At 35.5% G+C, this 17,030-nt stretch carries 14 protein-coding genes and 4 pseudogenes; 4 read left to right on the top strand and 14 right to left on the bottom strand.

What is annotated here, in order from left to right; translation table 11 throughout:
• Positions 1–8: 8 nt before the first annotated feature.
• The 6 genes from NSQ61_RS18025 to yhfZ all read right to left on the bottom strand — a co-directional run bounded on the left by NSQ61_RS18025 (position 9) and on the right by yhfZ (position 6,024).
• Positions 9–1,130: an aminotransferase class V-fold PLP-dependent enzyme gene (locus tag NSQ61_RS18025; protein WP_340807796.1), complete on the bottom strand. Its 1,122-nt coding sequence runs from the start codon at positions 1,128–1,130 to the stop codon at positions 9–11.
• Positions 1,131–1,135: 5 nt separating this feature from the next.
• The gene (locus tag NSQ61_RS18020; protein ID WP_066250155.1) at positions 1,136–2,011 is read right to left on the bottom strand and encodes a phosphotriesterase family protein; all 876 of its coding nucleotides are present in this window, start codon (positions 2,009–2,011) and stop codon (positions 1,136–1,138) included.
• Between the two features lie 81 nt (positions 2,012–2,092).
• A complete protein-coding gene (locus tag NSQ61_RS18015; RefSeq protein ID WP_340807789.1) occupies positions 2,093–3,394 on the bottom strand; it encodes a YhfT family protein in 1,302 nt (433 codons plus the stop codon).
• Positions 3,395–4,211: 817 nt separating this feature from the next.
• Positions 4,212–4,571 carry a DUF2620 domain-containing protein gene (locus NSQ61_RS18010; RefSeq protein WP_063388786.1) on the bottom strand — a complete coding sequence of 120 codons (360 nt, stop codon included), beginning with the start codon at positions 4,569–4,571 and terminating at the stop codon, positions 4,212–4,214.
• Positions 4,572–4,584: 13 nt separating this feature from the next.
• Entirely contained in the window at positions 4,585–4,950 is a 366-nt protein-coding gene (locus NSQ61_RS18005; RefSeq protein ID WP_063388787.1) for a PRD domain-containing protein, read from the bottom strand.
• A 147-nt stretch (positions 4,951–5,097) separates the two neighbouring features.
• Positions 5,098–6,024, bottom strand: a complete 927-nt coding sequence (gene yhfZ / locus NSQ61_RS18000) for a GntR family transcriptional regulator YhfZ (RefSeq protein WP_066250160.1) — start codon at positions 6,022–6,024, stop codon at positions 5,098–5,100.
• Positions 6,025–6,288: 264 nt separating this feature from the next.
• Between yhfZ and NSQ61_RS17995 the strand changes: the two genes are divergently transcribed.
• Complete coding sequence (locus NSQ61_RS17995) at positions 6,289–6,492, top strand: hypothetical protein (RefSeq protein WP_340807784.1); 204 nt, start codon at positions 6,289–6,291, stop codon at positions 6,490–6,492.
• Positions 6,493–6,508: 16 nt separating this feature from the next.
• Here the strand turns inward: NSQ61_RS17995 and NSQ61_RS17990 are convergent, their stop codons facing one another.
• Together NSQ61_RS17990 and NSQ61_RS17985 are read right to left on the bottom strand one after the other, a co-directional pair.
• The gene (locus NSQ61_RS17990) at positions 6,509–7,069 is read right to left on the bottom strand and encodes a hypothetical protein (protein ID WP_311066568.1); all 561 of its coding nucleotides are present in this window, start codon (positions 7,067–7,069) and stop codon (positions 6,509–6,511) included.
• A gap of 75 nt (positions 7,070–7,144) precedes the next feature.
• Positions 7,145–7,618, bottom strand: coding sequence for a hypothetical protein (locus NSQ61_RS17985; RefSeq protein ID WP_133309162.1), 474 nt, complete (start codon positions 7,616–7,618; stop codon positions 7,145–7,147).
• 63 nt (positions 7,619–7,681) lie between these two features.
• Here NSQ61_RS17985 and NSQ61_RS20395 point away from each other — a divergent pair.
• Positions 7,682–8,038 (top strand): annotated as a pseudogene (locus NSQ61_RS20395) (transposase); the annotation flags it as partial.
• Between the two features lie 1,090 nt (positions 8,039–9,128).
• Here NSQ61_RS20395 and NSQ61_RS17975 read toward each other — a convergent pair.
• From NSQ61_RS17975 to NSQ61_RS17950, 6 genes and pseudogenes are all read right to left on the bottom strand, one after another.
• On the bottom strand, positions 9,129–9,503 hold the full coding sequence (locus tag NSQ61_RS17975) for a hypothetical protein (protein ID WP_066250170.1): 375 nt from the start codon (positions 9,501–9,503) through the stop codon (positions 9,129–9,131).
• Between the two features lie 300 nt (positions 9,504–9,803).
• Positions 9,804–10,520, bottom strand: a complete 717-nt coding sequence (locus tag NSQ61_RS17970) for a hypothetical protein (protein WP_340807780.1) — start codon at positions 10,518–10,520, stop codon at positions 9,804–9,806.
• Positions 10,517–10,933, bottom strand: coding sequence for a hypothetical protein (locus tag NSQ61_RS17965; RefSeq protein ID WP_340807778.1), 417 nt, complete (start codon positions 10,931–10,933; stop codon positions 10,517–10,519). The genes NSQ61_RS17970 and NSQ61_RS17965 overlap by 4 nt, the downstream gene beginning before the upstream one ends.
• Positions 10,923–11,858: a ParA family protein gene (locus NSQ61_RS17960; RefSeq protein WP_340807776.1), complete on the bottom strand. Its 936-nt coding sequence runs from the start codon at positions 11,856–11,858 to the stop codon at positions 10,923–10,925. Before NSQ61_RS17960 ends, NSQ61_RS17965 begins: the two co-directional genes overlap by 11 nt.
• Positions 11,859–12,085: 227 nt before the next feature.
• Positions 12,086–13,244: pseudogene (locus tag NSQ61_RS17955) on the bottom strand (transposase).
• Positions 13,245–13,264: 20 nt separating this feature from the next.
• Positions 13,265–14,382 (bottom strand): IS3 family transposase gene (locus NSQ61_RS17950; RefSeq protein WP_340807774.1). Its coding sequence is split into 2 segments (ribosomal slippage): positions 13,265–14,139 and positions 14,139–14,382, totalling 1,119 coding nucleotides; the frame shifts between segments, so codons are not numbered across the junction.
• 283 nt (positions 14,383–14,665) lie between these two features.
• On the opposite strand from NSQ61_RS17950, the pseudogene NSQ61_RS17945 reads away from it, so the two are divergent.
• Together NSQ61_RS17945 and NSQ61_RS17940 are read left to right on the top strand one after the other, a co-directional pair.
• Positions 14,666–15,738, top strand: a pseudogene (locus NSQ61_RS17945) (IS3 family transposase); the annotation flags it as partial.
• 110 nt (positions 15,739–15,848) lie between these two features.
• Positions 15,849–17,021, top strand: a pseudogene (locus NSQ61_RS17940) (IS1634 family transposase); the annotation flags it as partial.
• Between the last annotated feature and the right edge of the window lie 9 nt (positions 17,022–17,030).

The raw sequence follows: 17,030 nt of genomic DNA, 5'->3' as shown, positions 1-17,030 counted from the left end.
CCCCTTTACTATATTTCCTTATGATTTTCGGTTGCCCGATGAATGGATTCCTCTAGTATTCTTAAAATTGTTTCCGCTCCGCTTCTTAATGGATTAATACGTATCATTTTTTTGGCTAATGTTGGATCTGACGATAAGAAAGTGCCGGAAACTCTATAAAACATTGGCACAACTTCGTATTTTGATTCGGCGCCGACCGGATTGGGTGCCGCCCCTAATTCATTGGCATGATAAAGTACTTCTTCTGCGATTGGTTCAGTAAATTCCACAAGCAAGACTTTTGATTGTGCATTGGCTAAATAAGCCCTTTTCACACCCTTTACTGCTCCATTATTAAGGGCATGGACTAATTGATCATTCACGCTTGCTTGTATAGCCAACATAACGGGAGCATATACAAGACCTCTTAATGCTTCCAAAGCTTCATAGCCTTGAACTTGGCTTCCTCCGGAATAATTCATTTTTTCTATTTCCTTGATTAAATCCTTTTTCCCTAATATGATTCCAACACCTTCTGGACCTAATAGCTTGAACATTGAGAAGGTGGACAAATCCGCTCCGACTTGCACCCCAATATTTTCTACTTTCATTGCAGCATAATTGTCATCTGTTATTATAATTAGAGCCGGATCAGCCGAACGTATTATTTTTATTGTTTCAGCCAAATCATAATGATCATCAATTTTTTGCCTAGTATGCTGAATCAATGCGCCTTTTAGTTTTGGATTTTGCCTAATTGCATTTTTGATTTCTTCATGATTGTGAAAATCCGCATATATCGGCATTATCCCCATTGATTCTAAAGTTGTTTTGCTTGTTGGATATATAGGTGCATCATGTACAAGGAGCTGATCACCCGGCTGCAAAAAACTCATAAAACCAAACCTCAATGCACCTGTTCCAGCGCCGCGCACCAATAATGCTTTCTCTACGCCAAAGAAGTCAGCTAATGTTTCTTCTACTTTTTTTGTAAATTTTGGTTTATTAATGCCTCTTACAACACCTAGATCACCAAGCGAAATCATTTCATCTCCGCGAAAATGCCTTGTAATGACATCAACGAGCTTAAACTGTCTGCGCTTAGCTTCTTCAATAGAAATACTCTTTAGCGGATAAGTTTCCATAATCATTCACCTTACCCTTCCATAAAAGCACGTGGGTTATGAATCAACATTTTATCGATCGATTCACTTGTAATCCCATAAGATTGCAAAAGGGGGACAAATGTGTCCAGTAAATAGGAATACCCTAATCCACCTTTATATTCGAGATGTGATTTTCTAGTAATATCCATAGATAATAGTACTTTGTCGATATACCCTTTATCCTGTATTTTTTTCAACATTTCTGCTCGAACGCGATCCGGCATGTAACTTTCTTTTCCTATTGTGTCAAATTCTACATATACTCCTTCTCTTAGCATTTTTAATACATAATCGGCGTCTCCTGTTAAATCAACATGTCCTATGACCACTCGATTTAAATCTACTTCATGCTTTTTAAAGAATTCCACTTGTTCATGTCCTAACGTTCCGATAGAAGTATGTGTAGAAATTGGTTTTTTCGTTTCCTTATGAGCGATGACAACTGCTTCAAACACTTTTTTCTCAGCTTCTGTCCATTTATTATAACTTGTTCCAATTTCACCAATAATTTCAGCTTTTGCATCTGTTCCTTTTATTCCTTCGACAATTTCCTTTATCATTCTTTCTGCCAGCTTTTCTTTTGTTTCCCGAAATACTTGAATCGGGTAAAAAGAATCTTGATAGAAACCAGTAGCGAAAATAATATTAATCCCGCTTTCTTCTGAAACCTTTTGGACGTATGTAATACTTCTCCCCATTCCGATATTGGTTACATCAATAATATTACGTACACCCTTTTCATATAATTTTTTAAATTCTTTTACGGTTTCAGGAAATACATCCAACCGGCAATCCTCATTATTTTTTACTTCAGAAAGGTCAATGGTTGTATGCTCATGCATATAGGTAATCCCGTTTTTCAACATTAGATACTTTCCCCTTTTTTTAATAATTTCAACTGAACATCTCTCCAATCCCAAAATGAGATTGGAGAGATGCCATTGTATTTAACCAACCTGCCATAAACCAACTACGTAAAGAAGATTAACGATGATCCCCAATAATATGACCGCTATTGGCCCAACAGCCAATTCAACAAGTGGTTTTGATGCCATCCGGTTGATTAAATAAAATCCAATGACCCAAAAGAACCCGATTCCTGGAGCAATTTTTTCCGCTGCCATTGCACTGCCGATTAATATCGCAATTCCGAGAACATCTGCCAGCGAAGTTCGAATATGCTCTCCCATCTCGCGTATGCCAGGCAATTTATCCATACTTTTTGATACTGCTGATAATGATATGACCTCCAAGTACATGACTAAAGCACCCAACACAAATGCCAAAATCGGTATATCTCTGAAAATAAGACCGACTGCAAATACTAATGTCGTACCAGCTAAACCATAAACCCCCGTTACAATGGCAGTTGAAAAAACTAAAGGAATAAATCCGATCGCACGTGCAAATGTAGCAATGGCTGCCTCTGTATAAAGACCTTTATTAATCAATGCTTGAGGCATTGCATCAACTGCTAAAATCAACATGGAAGATGTTAAAGAAACAAGTCCACCCATTAAAGCTAATAACCAGCGATTCTTCTTAATTCGATTTACACGTTCATTAAAAATATTTACTAAATCGGCATTTGTAGTATCCTCTCCGCCTTTAACTCTAGAGGCATAATAAACCATCATTAACATTCCTATTAATAACGCCATTCCTTCAGGGCTAAGGGAAATATCGTATCCTGCGACTTTAAATGTTCCAAACTTTTCGAATAACAAAAAGGAGGCTAAAGTGACAATCGCCGTGACAGCAGCTTTTTTTAAACCGTGCTGATACCCAACGGCAATAGCAGGAAATACTGTAAATGCAATAATAATCGGATTACCGATAAGACTTAAAGAATCTATGAAATTTACTGGAAGCATGTTAAATAAATCTACGACAAATTGCAAACCTAACACTATTCCTATACTATAAACAGCACCGAGAACTCCGGCTGTAACCATTCCTATTTTATTATCTGGAGTCCAAATACCAATTATGTCGCACGCTAATAAAATACTATGGCCAATAATAATCGCAGCTCCTATAGAAAGAGGGATGCCGAAGCCGACTATTAATCCAAAACTCAATGCAAAACTGGTTGCAGCCAGTTCTCCTCTTGTCATTCGATTTTCAAGGTATTCAGGCATAATGGGACGCAACCCGTCATTAAACACCGCTACCCCGCGGTTTACGAGAATAGAACCTAACGCACCGACAGCAACTATGACAATACATTGAATGAGATTCAAATCCATTCTACTCACCTCTGTTTATTCATTTTTTATACTCAACTTTCGCACATTGTTAGACATTGCCCGATATAATTAGGTGGAAAATGCCAACCTTTTCTTCATTGATTTTTCAAAATGCCTCAATCCAAAAAACTTCATTTCAGGCAAGTGCTTGACAAGGATCGATCAGTGTATGTAAAACGGTTATGTCATCCTTGTCTCGCACATCTTCGCAAAACTATCAAAAGGTTTGCCAACGGATCTTCTTCCGATATCATCCATCAAAATATGTATAAGCAGTGATTGTATCAATCATCAACTTGTCATAAAAGCGGCCTTGAAACTGCTTGCCTAGGTTTTAAGGGATACGGATTTAAAAAATACTTCATATCGGATGATTTGGGCAAGGCTGTATCAGCACTTAAAAGTGCAAGCCATTCACTGTGTTCACAGAACTGCGGACAAAAAGAATGTTAGTGAACGTAAAAAACGATAAATAGTATCTTTTTTACGCAGATTCGCTGATTTTTATTTTGAAACACTGGAAAAAAATCGGTTCACAAACAGGAATAGCCTATATATTTCTTGATATTAGCCTCTCTTAGATGATATATTTGACTATGAAATTTCTTTTGGTAATTGCGTAAAGCAGGTTTCTTTCATTACCATTTAAATGACACCTTTTTTCTTTTGTTAAAAGTTTCGTCACCCATATTTTCCCCAAAAGAAAAAGGTGTCTTTCTTTTTATTAATCACATGTTCCAAAAAACAATTTGCATTTTTACAAGGATTGAAGTGAGTTCCATCAAATGTTTAGAAAATATAAAACTGCAAAAGCTGATTATTTTAATAAAGCAGGAATTAGTATATTCAATATATTTTTTGAAGATGATGCCGTAAATCCAAATGCAATTTTGCCATCATTCACTTCCTTTTCGATTTCTTCCTTGGTTTTTATGGTACTTGGAGATGCCAAAGTAACGCATTTATCTTTGCCTAATAATGCAATTGCCATTGCAAGCGCTCCACCTGATCCGGTTTCACAGGCACCAATATAATAGTCAGCTTTTTTGTTTTTGACAGCCATAACTGCTTCCAAATCACTTTTAACGGATACTTCTACATTATTTCCTCCGATTTCTTTCACTTGCTTTTCAATTGCTTGTTTATTCAACTGTCCACCTATTACAATTCTCACCATAGAAAAACCCCTCCTATTTATTTGATTCAATAACTCGATGAAGATGCAGATAAAAATAGACACGCTCTCCTTCAGGGAGTTCTTGGCCAACCAGTGAATTTATATGGTTTATAATTTCTTCTATATCCTCTTTATAAGGCGTCTCATTCACTTCATTCATGATTGTATTGGAAGGACCATCTTCGCATTCACCCCTTTCCATTCTAGTTAAAGCCATTGACATATGTGTCCAAAACATTTCCGAGTTGTCAATTACCTCCTTTTTGAATTTTTTTGATAAGTAATCAAATGTATTTAAAGTTACATGAAAAGCTTTTTGTGTAATAACACTGCTTGTTAATAAAATAGTTAACTTTTCTTTCACTTGAATGCTATTCACTATTATTTAAACCTCCAATATACTGTATTTAGTATTTTGTTTTAAAAAATTTTGTGTCTTGTATAAAACGCAAATTTTAATAGTGTCTTATACTGTTTGATTTTCGGATAATATCTTTCATAATCCCGTAAATGATAAATTAATGTTTTAATAGCGTGGTATTTTTTCCCCCTTTTCAACACTTTTTTGTATGTCCAGTATTTTTTGAATATCAACTGAATCCCACTTTTCTGCTATTTCTTGTTCTCTATCACCATCAATCACAATAACAGCTTCTGTTGTGTCTCGGGAAATTTTCTTCGCTTTCGCTGATTGAAAATCGATTGCTTGAAATGTTTGATTCATTCTTTTGTCATCGACATTCCAAACAGCTACATCAATTTGTTTTGAATTAAGCATATCGAATAACTGCATATAATTGACATTGACATATTCGACATTCCTGTTTTCAAATTCAGCAAATGTCAGCTGCATCTGATCTGGAGACTCCATATCCACGCCCACTCTTAATTTATCATTAGTTACATGATTATCTGAATCAGCTAAGAAAATCTTATGAGCGGATACATAACTGTTGGCTCCAAATTTCTTGAAAATTTTTAAATTTGGATATTCTGAAATGATATTATCTGCTGTCATCTTAGAAACAATTGCAAAATCACTTCTCTTTGTCCGAACCGCCTCAATTCGATTTAACCCGCCGCGCATATAAATTAAGTTTATTGTTTTTCCGGTTGATTCAAATGCTTCCACTATTCCTGTCGCTAATCCTTCATATTTCCTTGAATATGGAAGCGGCATAGAGCCGATTAATGGGGCGATGCCGGCAATCTCAAGCAATAAATTGTTGTCCTTGCTAATTAGATACGTGCCTAAATGGCCTCTGGCCTCTAATTTAATCGCTTTCATTTCCACCAATAAATTTAATGCGCTTTGTACAGTTCCCCTGCCAATGGATAGTTGGGCGCAGTAGTCAGAGATACGAGGAATTTTATCTCCAACTTTTAATTTTATCAATTCTTTGGCAATGTTTTTTGCTGCTAAACCATTTTTAGAATAAAATTTTTCCCACATACTCTATCTTCCTTAAAAAACAATATACTATATTCTGTACAGTAAATTATAAGCAATTCCTATTAGATTTGCAATAGGTATTTTATACATAACCAGACATTAAAAATGATTTTATAGATTAAGACACATACTTATAGTATTTCTTTGACATTATCACGCAAATTTTCTTCTTAAATAATTTTCAAAAAAAATGTTTCATTTTTTTGAACTCCTTCACTTATCAGTTGTCTTTGTTATTATATACCTAATGAATGAACACCAGAAATGCTGCATCAATTCATTAATCGAATTGATGTAAAAGAGGACGGGATGGTGGCATTAGCCCACAACTTCCTGAAAGTAGCCGGCATCCGCCAGCTACTTTCAGATAAAAATCGAAAAAATATAAAAGCAAGTGGAGAGAAACGCATCGTTTTTCTCCACTTGCTTCATTTTAGGGACTTATCGGACACCCAGCTCGAAAATTGAATAGAAACTGGTGAGATTAAACAGATACGCTGAATGTACTTCCCGATGAGATGGCAGCACCATCGATAGTATTGCCTTTCCCATAATATGCCTCGCGCCATGCTTCAACGTATATTGCGCTAAACTCACTAGTTCGTGCCATTTCTGCTTTTGTCATCACCATTGTCCAACCATTATTTTGTGAATAATGGGCAATGACATTATTACCTGCATCTTTGAACTCCACAAAGGATATTCGGCCTTTGCCGGCAAAACTTTGGGATGCTTTTGCGATAATACCTTTTCTATCTGGAGACACAACGGAAATATAGCTTTTCATAAGATTTCTGTAGCCCGCAGATTCACCGCCACAGATACCTTTGGCAGCATCTTTTTTTGCCTGTTCAATAATAGCCTCTCTGAATTCTTCTTCACTCATGGCAGGGGCTGTTTTCGTGCAGAAATCGAACCTGGTAAAGTCAGGGGACGGAAAGCCATTCATCCGCAGCTTATTGTCAATTTTTGTTCCAAGCAATATATTGATTAAGTTGACATCTAATGGTTTTATACGACTTATTTTCCATTCACTCCTTTTCATAGGATTTCGCCTGATACTTTGCTGGAAAATACCTGGCGATAACCACTACTTACCTATCCGGGTTTAAGATGTTGTTTAGTAGTTGTAGTACACCGTCAGCTTTATATTTTTATATGTTTTATAACCGGGAGACAAACTGCTGACGTTGGTTCCCGTATAGTAAAGTTGATATGTGCCATTCGCAAGTGTGCCAATCAATTCTGCAGAAATTTCTGTTTTGTTACCAGATCCCCATGGTGCCGATGTCCATCCGGAAATGTTACTAGTTGTTATATACAATCTGTTTGACAGGATTGCGCCAGAATACGACATCGTGTTACAATCAGCAACGACCTTTGTAATGACCGCATCTGCCGGTAATCCGGAGACATTAATTGTAGCAATAGACGAGGAACCACTCTCACCCGGGTCAAGATACAGACTCATTGAACCGATTGTTCCAGAGGATGAGGTGAATGTTTTCGATGACGAAGCGGCGAATGCGGTTGTTGTCATGAAAAATACTACGACCATCACAAGCAATAAACTGATTAACCTCTTTGCTTTCATATAAGCACCCCCTTTCAAATGTTATTTTTGAGGATTCACCAGCCCATAGAATAATTGACCCTCATTATATATATCGTCCAGATATTACCATTATTTTACACAAAATTTCATATTTGCCACTTACACGTACCACGGCATCGTAATGGCAAATTTAGTACCGATCTCTTTGAATGCTATCAGCGTAGCGAACAAGCATTATTGCTTGCTATGTTGGAAATAGTGGTAAACGGTGTTTCAACTCGGAAAGTACAAAAAATTACAGAACAATTATGTGGCAAGAAATTCTCGAAATCCACTGTTTCAGCCCTTTGCAAAACTAGACCCTATAGTTCATGAATTTAAAATGAAGCCCCTACAAACTCATTACCCTTTTTTAATTGAGATGCCTTGTATCTTAAAGTGCGGGAGAATAATCCAATTCATGTCCTATGAATCCTTAATTCTTTCTCTTTTTCATCAAGCTGATTTAAGTAAAGAAGAATTGTTCGATTTGATTGAAAAGCAATCGTGATCAATCAAGAAATATTCTATATAGTTTGAACGGAACCTCTTTTCACACACCCATTCCCAACCAAAAATTGGTTGAATGGATTAGCCAACAAATAATCAAAATACAATTTTAAAAGTTCCTGTCCTTTCATGAGGCAATTCCTGAATTTTCTTCATTGACTAAATCGAAATAAAAGCAGAGGGAGCTCCGAAAATCTTTACGGATTTCCGGCTCCCTCTGCTTAATTTTCCTTCAACACAATCTCTTCCAAGCACTCCCACATGACGGCCCTTTTGTTTTTATCTTTGATTATATTTTCTTTTAGAAACAAGGAGTAAGCCGATCATCCATGCTGATCAACAAATGATTGAATATTGAAGTAGCCGTATTTGGCAATACAATAACATAATTCATAAAAAGAAGACCTATTATAATTCTTTTTTTAAAACCATCTTCGCCACACACTCCACATGTCTTGAGTGGTAATCGCAGATAAATCGATTTAGCAGTGTTTACCTTAAAATGGTCAACTTTTAATCTTACCGGTTTACTTCTAAATACCGGAGTTATACGGAGTTATATATTTATTAATGTTTTCAATAATAAGGTCTAATGCTCTTTTTAGTAACAAAATTAATATAAATAGACAAAATTTCACTAAACAGGTTCGTAAATTTATTACTCAGTATTTCTTTTATCAATTTTTTAGTTTTCTTTACAGATTCCTCCTTTTTCTGTTTCCTCTTCTCTTTCTTTTTCCTTATATGTGTAATGACCCCTTCTTTCATTCTAGCTAAAATAAAGTTTTACTACGAAACTCATATTTTTTACTTTTTTCCTATTTTCAATTGTACTTTTGACTATAAGATGCTGTGAATTGTAAACGTAAAATAATTTCCACCTATTATGGAGGGGATCACTTAGCGCTTAGTTTAATCTACATTAAAAGGTTATTATTTTTTGGAGTAAAATATTTTATTTCAAGCTGTGAATAGTTTTGTACAGCAAGTTATTGACTTATTAAAATTCCCTTTGTCCCTCTACCTTCAACATTTCCTTATCTATAATATCTACTAATTCTTGACTACTATATATATACATAACTACCTCTTTATCCTCGTCTTCAATTTGTATTTCAACTTGAATTCGTATTTTTGTCTGTTTTCCTTTATAAGTCACATCAAAGGTTCCAAACTCTATGAGCTTATTATCTTCATTTGTTCTTTCTATTTCCTCTTGAATCAATTTAATATCTTTTTGAGTCAATCCAATATCTAAAATAGATTTTGATAAATAGTTTAAAAAAGGTTCTATCTCTTCAACGTCAAAGTTCATTCCTGCAGCATATTGAGCTTCTTTAAATTCATTAGTTAATTTATTTTTAAATTTAACCATAAAATTCCCTCCACAAATTTTTTTATCTTTTCATTTCCTAAGAAAATATAAATAATAAACAATTCACCTCCCTCTATATCTAGAATAAATTTGTTCAAAATTTTTTGCTATAAACCAGAAAACTACTTTAACTAAGTTTCTCTATTTATCAATAAGGTGATTTTTGAAAAAATAGTATTTTCGAACTATTCATTATTAATTTTTTATAAACGTTAATACTAATTACCAGCTACAGACCTAACAATTTCAAATCAGCCAGTCTAATACTTTCAATATAATGTTTGAAAGGTTTTCATACTTTTATTGTGTATATAAAGAAAAAAGTTGTAGAAATTTCTCCGTCCTTTTTTGCCCAAAAGCAACTCTTAATATTTCATTTAGGTTATCTCTTACCCATTTTTCAAGACTACTTCTAGAAATAAGAAGTGAGCAAATTAATAAATATTCTAAAGTCACAACTAATTTTTCAATTACAAAATCTATATTTTGTTTGTTTATCATCTTGACATCTGTAAAATATCTTAGTATATTGCTTTTACTTTCAACTGTAAGCGAGTGAGACAATCCTGACAACTCCCTATAAACAGTAAACATTTGGGCATTTGTTCTTCTAAAAAGTTTTCTATATTTTTCTTGCACCTCTTTATTTATTATCTTTTCAAGAGTATTCATATTCGCGGTGTACGATCGATCATTTATTTTGTAATTACCTTCCCCCGAGATTTCAATAGTATGTTTTAAAAAATTTTCAAGCCCGCTCCTCAAAACCAAAGCGGAACCCCGAGGATAGTTCTCAAGTATGAGATGGAATGCTTCTATTAGACAGGAATATGAAACATGGTAATATGTAGTATTAAAAAAACGCTTTAATTCTACCCTTTTTGATAAATAATTAATTACATAAAGATATGAAAAACCTTTTTTTATATCAGGGAAATTATAATTTATCACTTGATCAGTATTAATTAATTTCAGTATAGAATCAAGTTGCCTTTGACAGTCCTCTGTTAAAATCACTTTACATTACCTCTTATAAAGTTTATCCATTCGTTCATTCCATCATCATTCCACTTAGAACTAGATATATTTTTTTCCTTATCTTCTTTCCCTGGTAATAAGTTTCTAAGCGTCTCTACGGTTTTTATTACATTCTTATATTCAAAATCAAACAGGATAATTTTTCCAATTCTAGAACCTAGTAATGTTCTAGACAAAAACAAATAATCTTTAAAAGGTTTTATACTCATAGGTGCTACAAAAACTTGATTAACAAACATTTTCAAGTCCGAATTTTTGGGAAATAGGTCCCTTCTTTGAATTATTTCAAAAATAATACCAATTAATAATAACTTGCTTTGGGAGGAGTTTAACTTGTTTGAAGTAATTATTTTAAGATCATTTTTAATCGTACTCAATTCCCTATTCTTCATCAAAATTTCCTCCCTCCTCAATTTTTTCCAAAAGCTCTGTAGTGATTTTTTCTATGGAATTAATTACTTGATCATATTTTGAGTCACCTTTTGCATCACTGTACATTACAAATTTTGTAGGAATAGACGGAATATGAGGTAAATAACTAACAAAAAAATCTATGTACGGAAATTTTTCCTTTAAATTAGTCATTCGTATTTCTTCTGCTCTAATACCTCTATGTACTAATGTAAAAATAACTCCTAATCTTTTTAACTTCCTTTTTGTGAGCTTATATACGCTATCATTCAAAATTTTTTTAGTTACTTGTTCTTCTAGCAATTGAATACCAATTGAAGAATAAAAATCAACTTTACTAGGAATAATATAAAAATCTGAAGCAAATAGACTAGAATGAGTAAGTATAGACCAAGTTGGGGGACAATCAATTAAAATAAAATCAAATTCATTTAAGATTTCTTTTTCTGATAAGTGATCCCAAACTGCGCCAACTTTATTAGCTGTATCACCTGAAATTTCCTTTGCTAACGTCAAATCACCAGGAATTAAATATAGGTTTTCTGTAATTTTTTGAGTCAATTTAGGATTTGAATGTGGTTCATCAACATCACTAGATTGGAAGATTTGTAACACTGTAAGTTTTTTTTGAGATAAAATACCATATTCTTCCGAGGATGTTATTTCTTTAACAATGTCTGCCTCCGCCTCTGCCTCTTCAGAAAAATCTCCAACTGTTTTATCTTGATCAGCAAGATGTGTTCTATGAAGCAAAAGGCTTTGCGTAGCGTTAAACTGAGGATCCATATCTATTATGAGAACCTTTTTTCCTCTATTTGCTAACTCCTCACCTATATTTATTGTTAGTGTAGTTTTTGCTACACCGCCTTTCATATTAATGAAAGAAATTACTTTTGCAACTCCCATACAAACCCTTCCTAACTTTATATTTGCCCTTTCCTCTAACATAATAATAATAAAATATTCACTAATAAGGAATATTTTTATATGAGCATTTTGCAAAATTAGATTTTTAGTAAAAAGAGTTTTAAAAGAAACCCAAATAAATTGGGGTATTTTGTATCTTTGGTTTACAAATATTCTGTTTGTCCTTTTTTGGGCGTACTTGCAGAATTTTTCGCTTTAAAAATTTTTTAAGCGGTGTGTTGCTTTTTACTCTCTTTTGTCATTGCGAGAGCTGAAACCAGTAATACGATGGCGTTCAAGTAAATATGAGTTTTTACTTTATCGATTCCCCACACATGCAGGGAGTTCGCTGTAAGATAACTTTTCATTCTTGAATTGCACCGTTCTACACTGGTTCGCTCATTGTAAAGTTCTTTCCAATGTTTGGAATCGCGGTGTGGATTAGAGTACCGGCGAAGATCCTTATTCACGTTAATTTTTACTACCATTCCATAGTTGGAGGATGAACAGGCTGCCATTCCTAATGGGCAAGCCACTTTTCCGATTGCGTGTAGACATCTGAATTTGAGCTGGTCCTTATTGGCTCCCCAATAAGTCATTTCGTACCCCATAGAACAGCGTGGGGTTCCATTGGAGGCAATTCCTTCGGGAGGCTCCTTTTCATTACGCAAATTGAGTGGAATAATAGCTTGAGCCCCGATGTTCTTGGCGGATTCGTAGTTTTTAAGCTGGTCGTACCCACCATCCATTATCAGGAAATCAATTTTAGAGTTTGTACAACTCTTTACTTGTTCAATTAATTGTGGTGCGACATCCCCATCGTTGATATGCGCAGGGGTTACTTCAATCGCCATTGGTAATTCACTTTTGGTGTCAACGGAAAGATGCATCTTATAGCCAAACCAAGTAATTTTATTACCGAAGGAATCAAACTTTGCCCCCCAATTGGCGTTGCCTGTTTGTTCACTTCGCTTCTTAGGCTGCTTCTTCTCGTAAGCATCAATGGCGGCACTGTCGATAGCCTGATGTTTTCCATCAATTACTCCTTCCTCTTGAGCTAACTGGACGAGATCTTGAAAGATTCTTTTCACGAGTCCAGTTTTGGTTAGTGAAGAAAATACTCGGCTAAGAGTAGAGATGGATGGTATAGGCCTGATAATATCTAAACCACATTGGTAACGAAAACGCAGGTCATTTTTCAATCGATTGTGAAGAGAAGTAAAAGTATCAATACCTTCTAATGGGGCAGCGATAAGAGCCCTTAATATCCCTTCTTTGGAAATGTCCTTCAGCCCCTTGGGGTGAAGAACTTTTCAATTGTTTAGCATAAGGACACAAATCTAGAGCACTAAAAAAGATCGGTAATTTCTCTTTTGACTCTAAAATTTTGGTATGTCAACACTAAACTAGACAATTTTTTTGAGGTGTTTCTCTTTGTACTCCACCGTGCTTAAATACCCAAGTGTTCCATGTATTCTAATATGATTAAACCAATGAACATAATCATCTAATTCCAGTTTCAATTGGTCTAAATTTTCGAAATATCTACCCTTAACAAATTCTGTTTTGATAATTTTAAAGGTTGCTTCAGCTACTGCGTTGTCATAGGGACAACCCTTCATGCTTAACGACCGATTAATCTGAAAAGTATCCAGAGCTTCATCAATTGTCTTGTTCTTGAATTCATTGCCTCTGTCTGTGTGGAATAATTGAATTTGCCGTAAATCTGCTTGCACGGTCGATAAAGCTTGGTAGACTAGCTGGGCATCTTTGTTTGGGCCTGCACTATGACCAATAATTTCTCGATTATAAAGATCGACAAATAAACAGATGTAATGCCAGCTTTTTTCTACTCTAACGTATGTTAGGTCACTAACCACAACTGTTAATTCTTTTTGTTGATCAAATTCTCGTTTTAACACATTTTCAACTTTTGATTCATTGCATTTATCTACATGAGGTTTAAACTGGGCAATCGTATAATTTGATACTAGCCCGTTTTCTTTCATGATTCTGCCAATTCTTCGTCTTGAGGCAATCATACTAAGCTTCTCTAATTCATGTTTGATTTTACGTGTACCATAGTTTTTGCGGCTTTTCTGGAAAATTTCCCGAATGGCAGCTGTCAGTTCATCTTCTGCATTACTTTTTTCTTTTGCTTCGTAATAATAGGTGCTTCTTGGAAGTTGTAGGACATCGCACATTGCTGATATCGAGTATTTGTGTCTGTTATTCTTGATCACATTTACTTTTGTCCTAGTATCAGCGCGGCTTGCTTTAAAATATCATTCTCCATCAATAAACGCTTGTTTTCTTTTCGAAGCTGGATCAATTCATTTTCTTCTGGAGAACGATTGTCCTTTTCCTTAAATGAACCGGATGTTTTGCTTTGTTTGATCCATTTGTCCAAGGCTGAAGGCGTTAAATCATATTCACGAATAATATCTTTTCTTGATTTCCCATTTTCATAAAGCTTGACCATTTGAGCCTTGAATTCTACAGTGAATGTTCGTCTGTTTCTCATTTTTAAACTCTCCTTAACTGTGGTAGTGTTGAAGTAGACCACCAAAACAGTGGGTTTGCGACGAAACTTGACATGGAGCCTCTGCGGGCATGCTTTCCCAGCCAGGAAGGTCAGATGATGTGTTCATCTGTCTCGCCGACAAGGCTAGCATCCCCGCCACTCCACGTAAAGTTTCTAGTACGGATCCTTTATGTTTAATAAGCAGTATACCCAAATTTGGTGTTTAGTCTACTTGACCTTAATTTTATTGTCCAGTTAAGTGTAGCCGATTCAACTAGATATTTCACCAAAAACCTTACATAGATGGGTGAGTGATTATAAAAAGGATCCAGTAAATAGTTTTGTTGGGAGTGGCAACTTAAAACCTGAGGATGCAGCTATGCGTGAATTAAATAAGCGTATAAAGGATTTGGAGGAAGAGAACGCAATCTTAAAAAAGGCTATGGGCATCTTCGCCAAAAACCAGAAGTAATATATGACTTCATTGAAAAACACCAACACGAGTTTCGTGTAGCGAAGATGTGCCAAGTATTAGGTGTTGCAAAAAGTGGATATTATGCTTGGAAAAAGCGTGAAAAGAGTCAACAAAAGAAACGAAAAGAAAAGCTAACAGCTAAGATTAAACGTGCACATTTAGAATCAAGAGGCCTATATGGTAGTCCTAAAATTACAAAGGTACTTAACGAACAAGGAACGAAGGTCTCACAAAAGACGGTCAGCCGTATTATGTGTGAGAACAATATTCGCTCAAAAACTATGAAAAAGTATAAAGCAACAACCAATTCGAAGCATAACTTGCCAGTTTATCCGAACTTATTAAATCAACAGTTTGAAGTAGACAAACCAGGTAAAGTGTGGGTTGGGGATATTACGTATATTTGGACTCGTGAAGGATGGCTGTATTTAGCTACGATAATGGACTTGTTTTCAAGGCGGATTATTGGTTGGTATATGAGTAAAAGAATGAACAAAGAGTTAGTAATAACAGCATTAGAACGAGCAATAAGAACTCAACCACCTAAGGAAGGGTTGGTCCATCATTCAGATCGCGGTAGCCAGTATGCATCTAAAGATTATCAAAAGTTATTACGTGAACATCATATCAAGACAAGTATGAGCAGAAAAGGAAATTGTTACGATAACGCTTGCATGGAATCGTTTCATAGCGTAATCAAGAAAGAACTTGTTTTTCTTCAAGACTATCAAACTCGTAAGCAAGCGGAACAAAGCATATTTGAATATATTGTGAGTTTTTATAATGATCAACGGATTCATTCTTCTAATAATTATATGTCTCCTATTGCGTATGAAAAACTCTATTACAGTAGGAATCAAGATATTACAACCTCTAGATAAGATTGCGAGTGAAACTCTCAATCTTATCTAGAGGCCACCAAGCGAAAGCGCGGTAGAGTTCAAAGTGAAAATCTTAATTTTTTGTGTCCATATTATTGACATAATACCAGATTTATGCAGAAGGTCTTTCAGACATTCAACTCCATCACTACTATCGTGCATTAGACTTCTTAAGTGAACAAAAAGAAAAAATTGAGGAACAACTTTATGGACATTTAACCGATTTAACTTCATTAGAAGTAGATATCGTGTTTTACGACACGACAAGCACCTATTTCGAAGGAGAGGAAGCAGACGAACTGCTGGCTCACTATGGTTACTCCAAAGATCATCGTGGAGATCGAAAACAAGTCGTGATTGGCTTATTAATGACCAAAACAGGGATTCCGATTGGGCATCAAGTCTTCCCTGGAAACATGCATGATACGAAGACATTTGGCATGGTGGTTGGAGATCTGAAGAAGCGCTATCCTATTCAGAAAGTCATTCTAGTGGGAGACCGCGGAATGGTTAGTGAAGCCAACTTAGATCAAATTCGTGAACTGGGCATGGAATATATTGTGGGTGTCAAATTACGAAAGTCGAAGAAAGCCCAAGAGCTATTATCCATCCGTGGGCCATATAAGAAGGTTCTCCCGAATCTAAAAGTGAAGTCAAAGAAAATCGATGGCGAAACGTATGTACTCTGTTACAATCCGGACGCTGAAGAACGTGATCGAGCGAGTCGTCAAGTCGTGTTAGAAAACCTTCAATCGAAGCTTGATGAACTCGGTCCATCTGGACTCGTCAAAAACCGTGCGTATTCCAAGTTTTTAACGATAGAAAAAGCAGCGGCCAAAATTGATGAAGAGAAGGTATCCAATGACGAAAAGTTTGACGGAAAGTACGCCATTCGGACCAACTCGTCATTAACGGATGAAGAGGCAGCACTTGCCTATAAAGAGTTGTGGAGAGTGGAACAAGCCTTTCGTAACCTGAAGTCGAATCTAGAACTTCGCCCGATGTACCATCGAGTGGAATCTCGTATTCGAGGCCATATCATGGTTTGTTTCCTTGCGCTTGTCATGGAATCCTTTTTGGCCTATAAGCTAAAAGAAATAGGATGCCAAACAAGTGTAAAGGATATTTTGCATGATGTAAGCCAGGTGAAGGCCTCGAAAATACGCGTGAATGGTGAAGAGCAAATCGTTCGTACAGAATTACAAGGTCAAGCAAATCTAGCATTTGAAGCACTTGTCACACAAGCGCCTCCTAGAGTATTAGAAAAAGACACGTGCCACTAACAAGTGTAG

It is taken from the genome of Aeribacillus sp. FSL K6-1121, assembly GCF_038003725.1.
GTDB classification, from domain to species: Bacteria; Bacillota; Bacilli; order Bacillales; family Aeribacillaceae; genus Aeribacillus; species Aeribacillus composti.
This window is presented reverse-complemented; position numbering and strand designations above follow the sequence as displayed.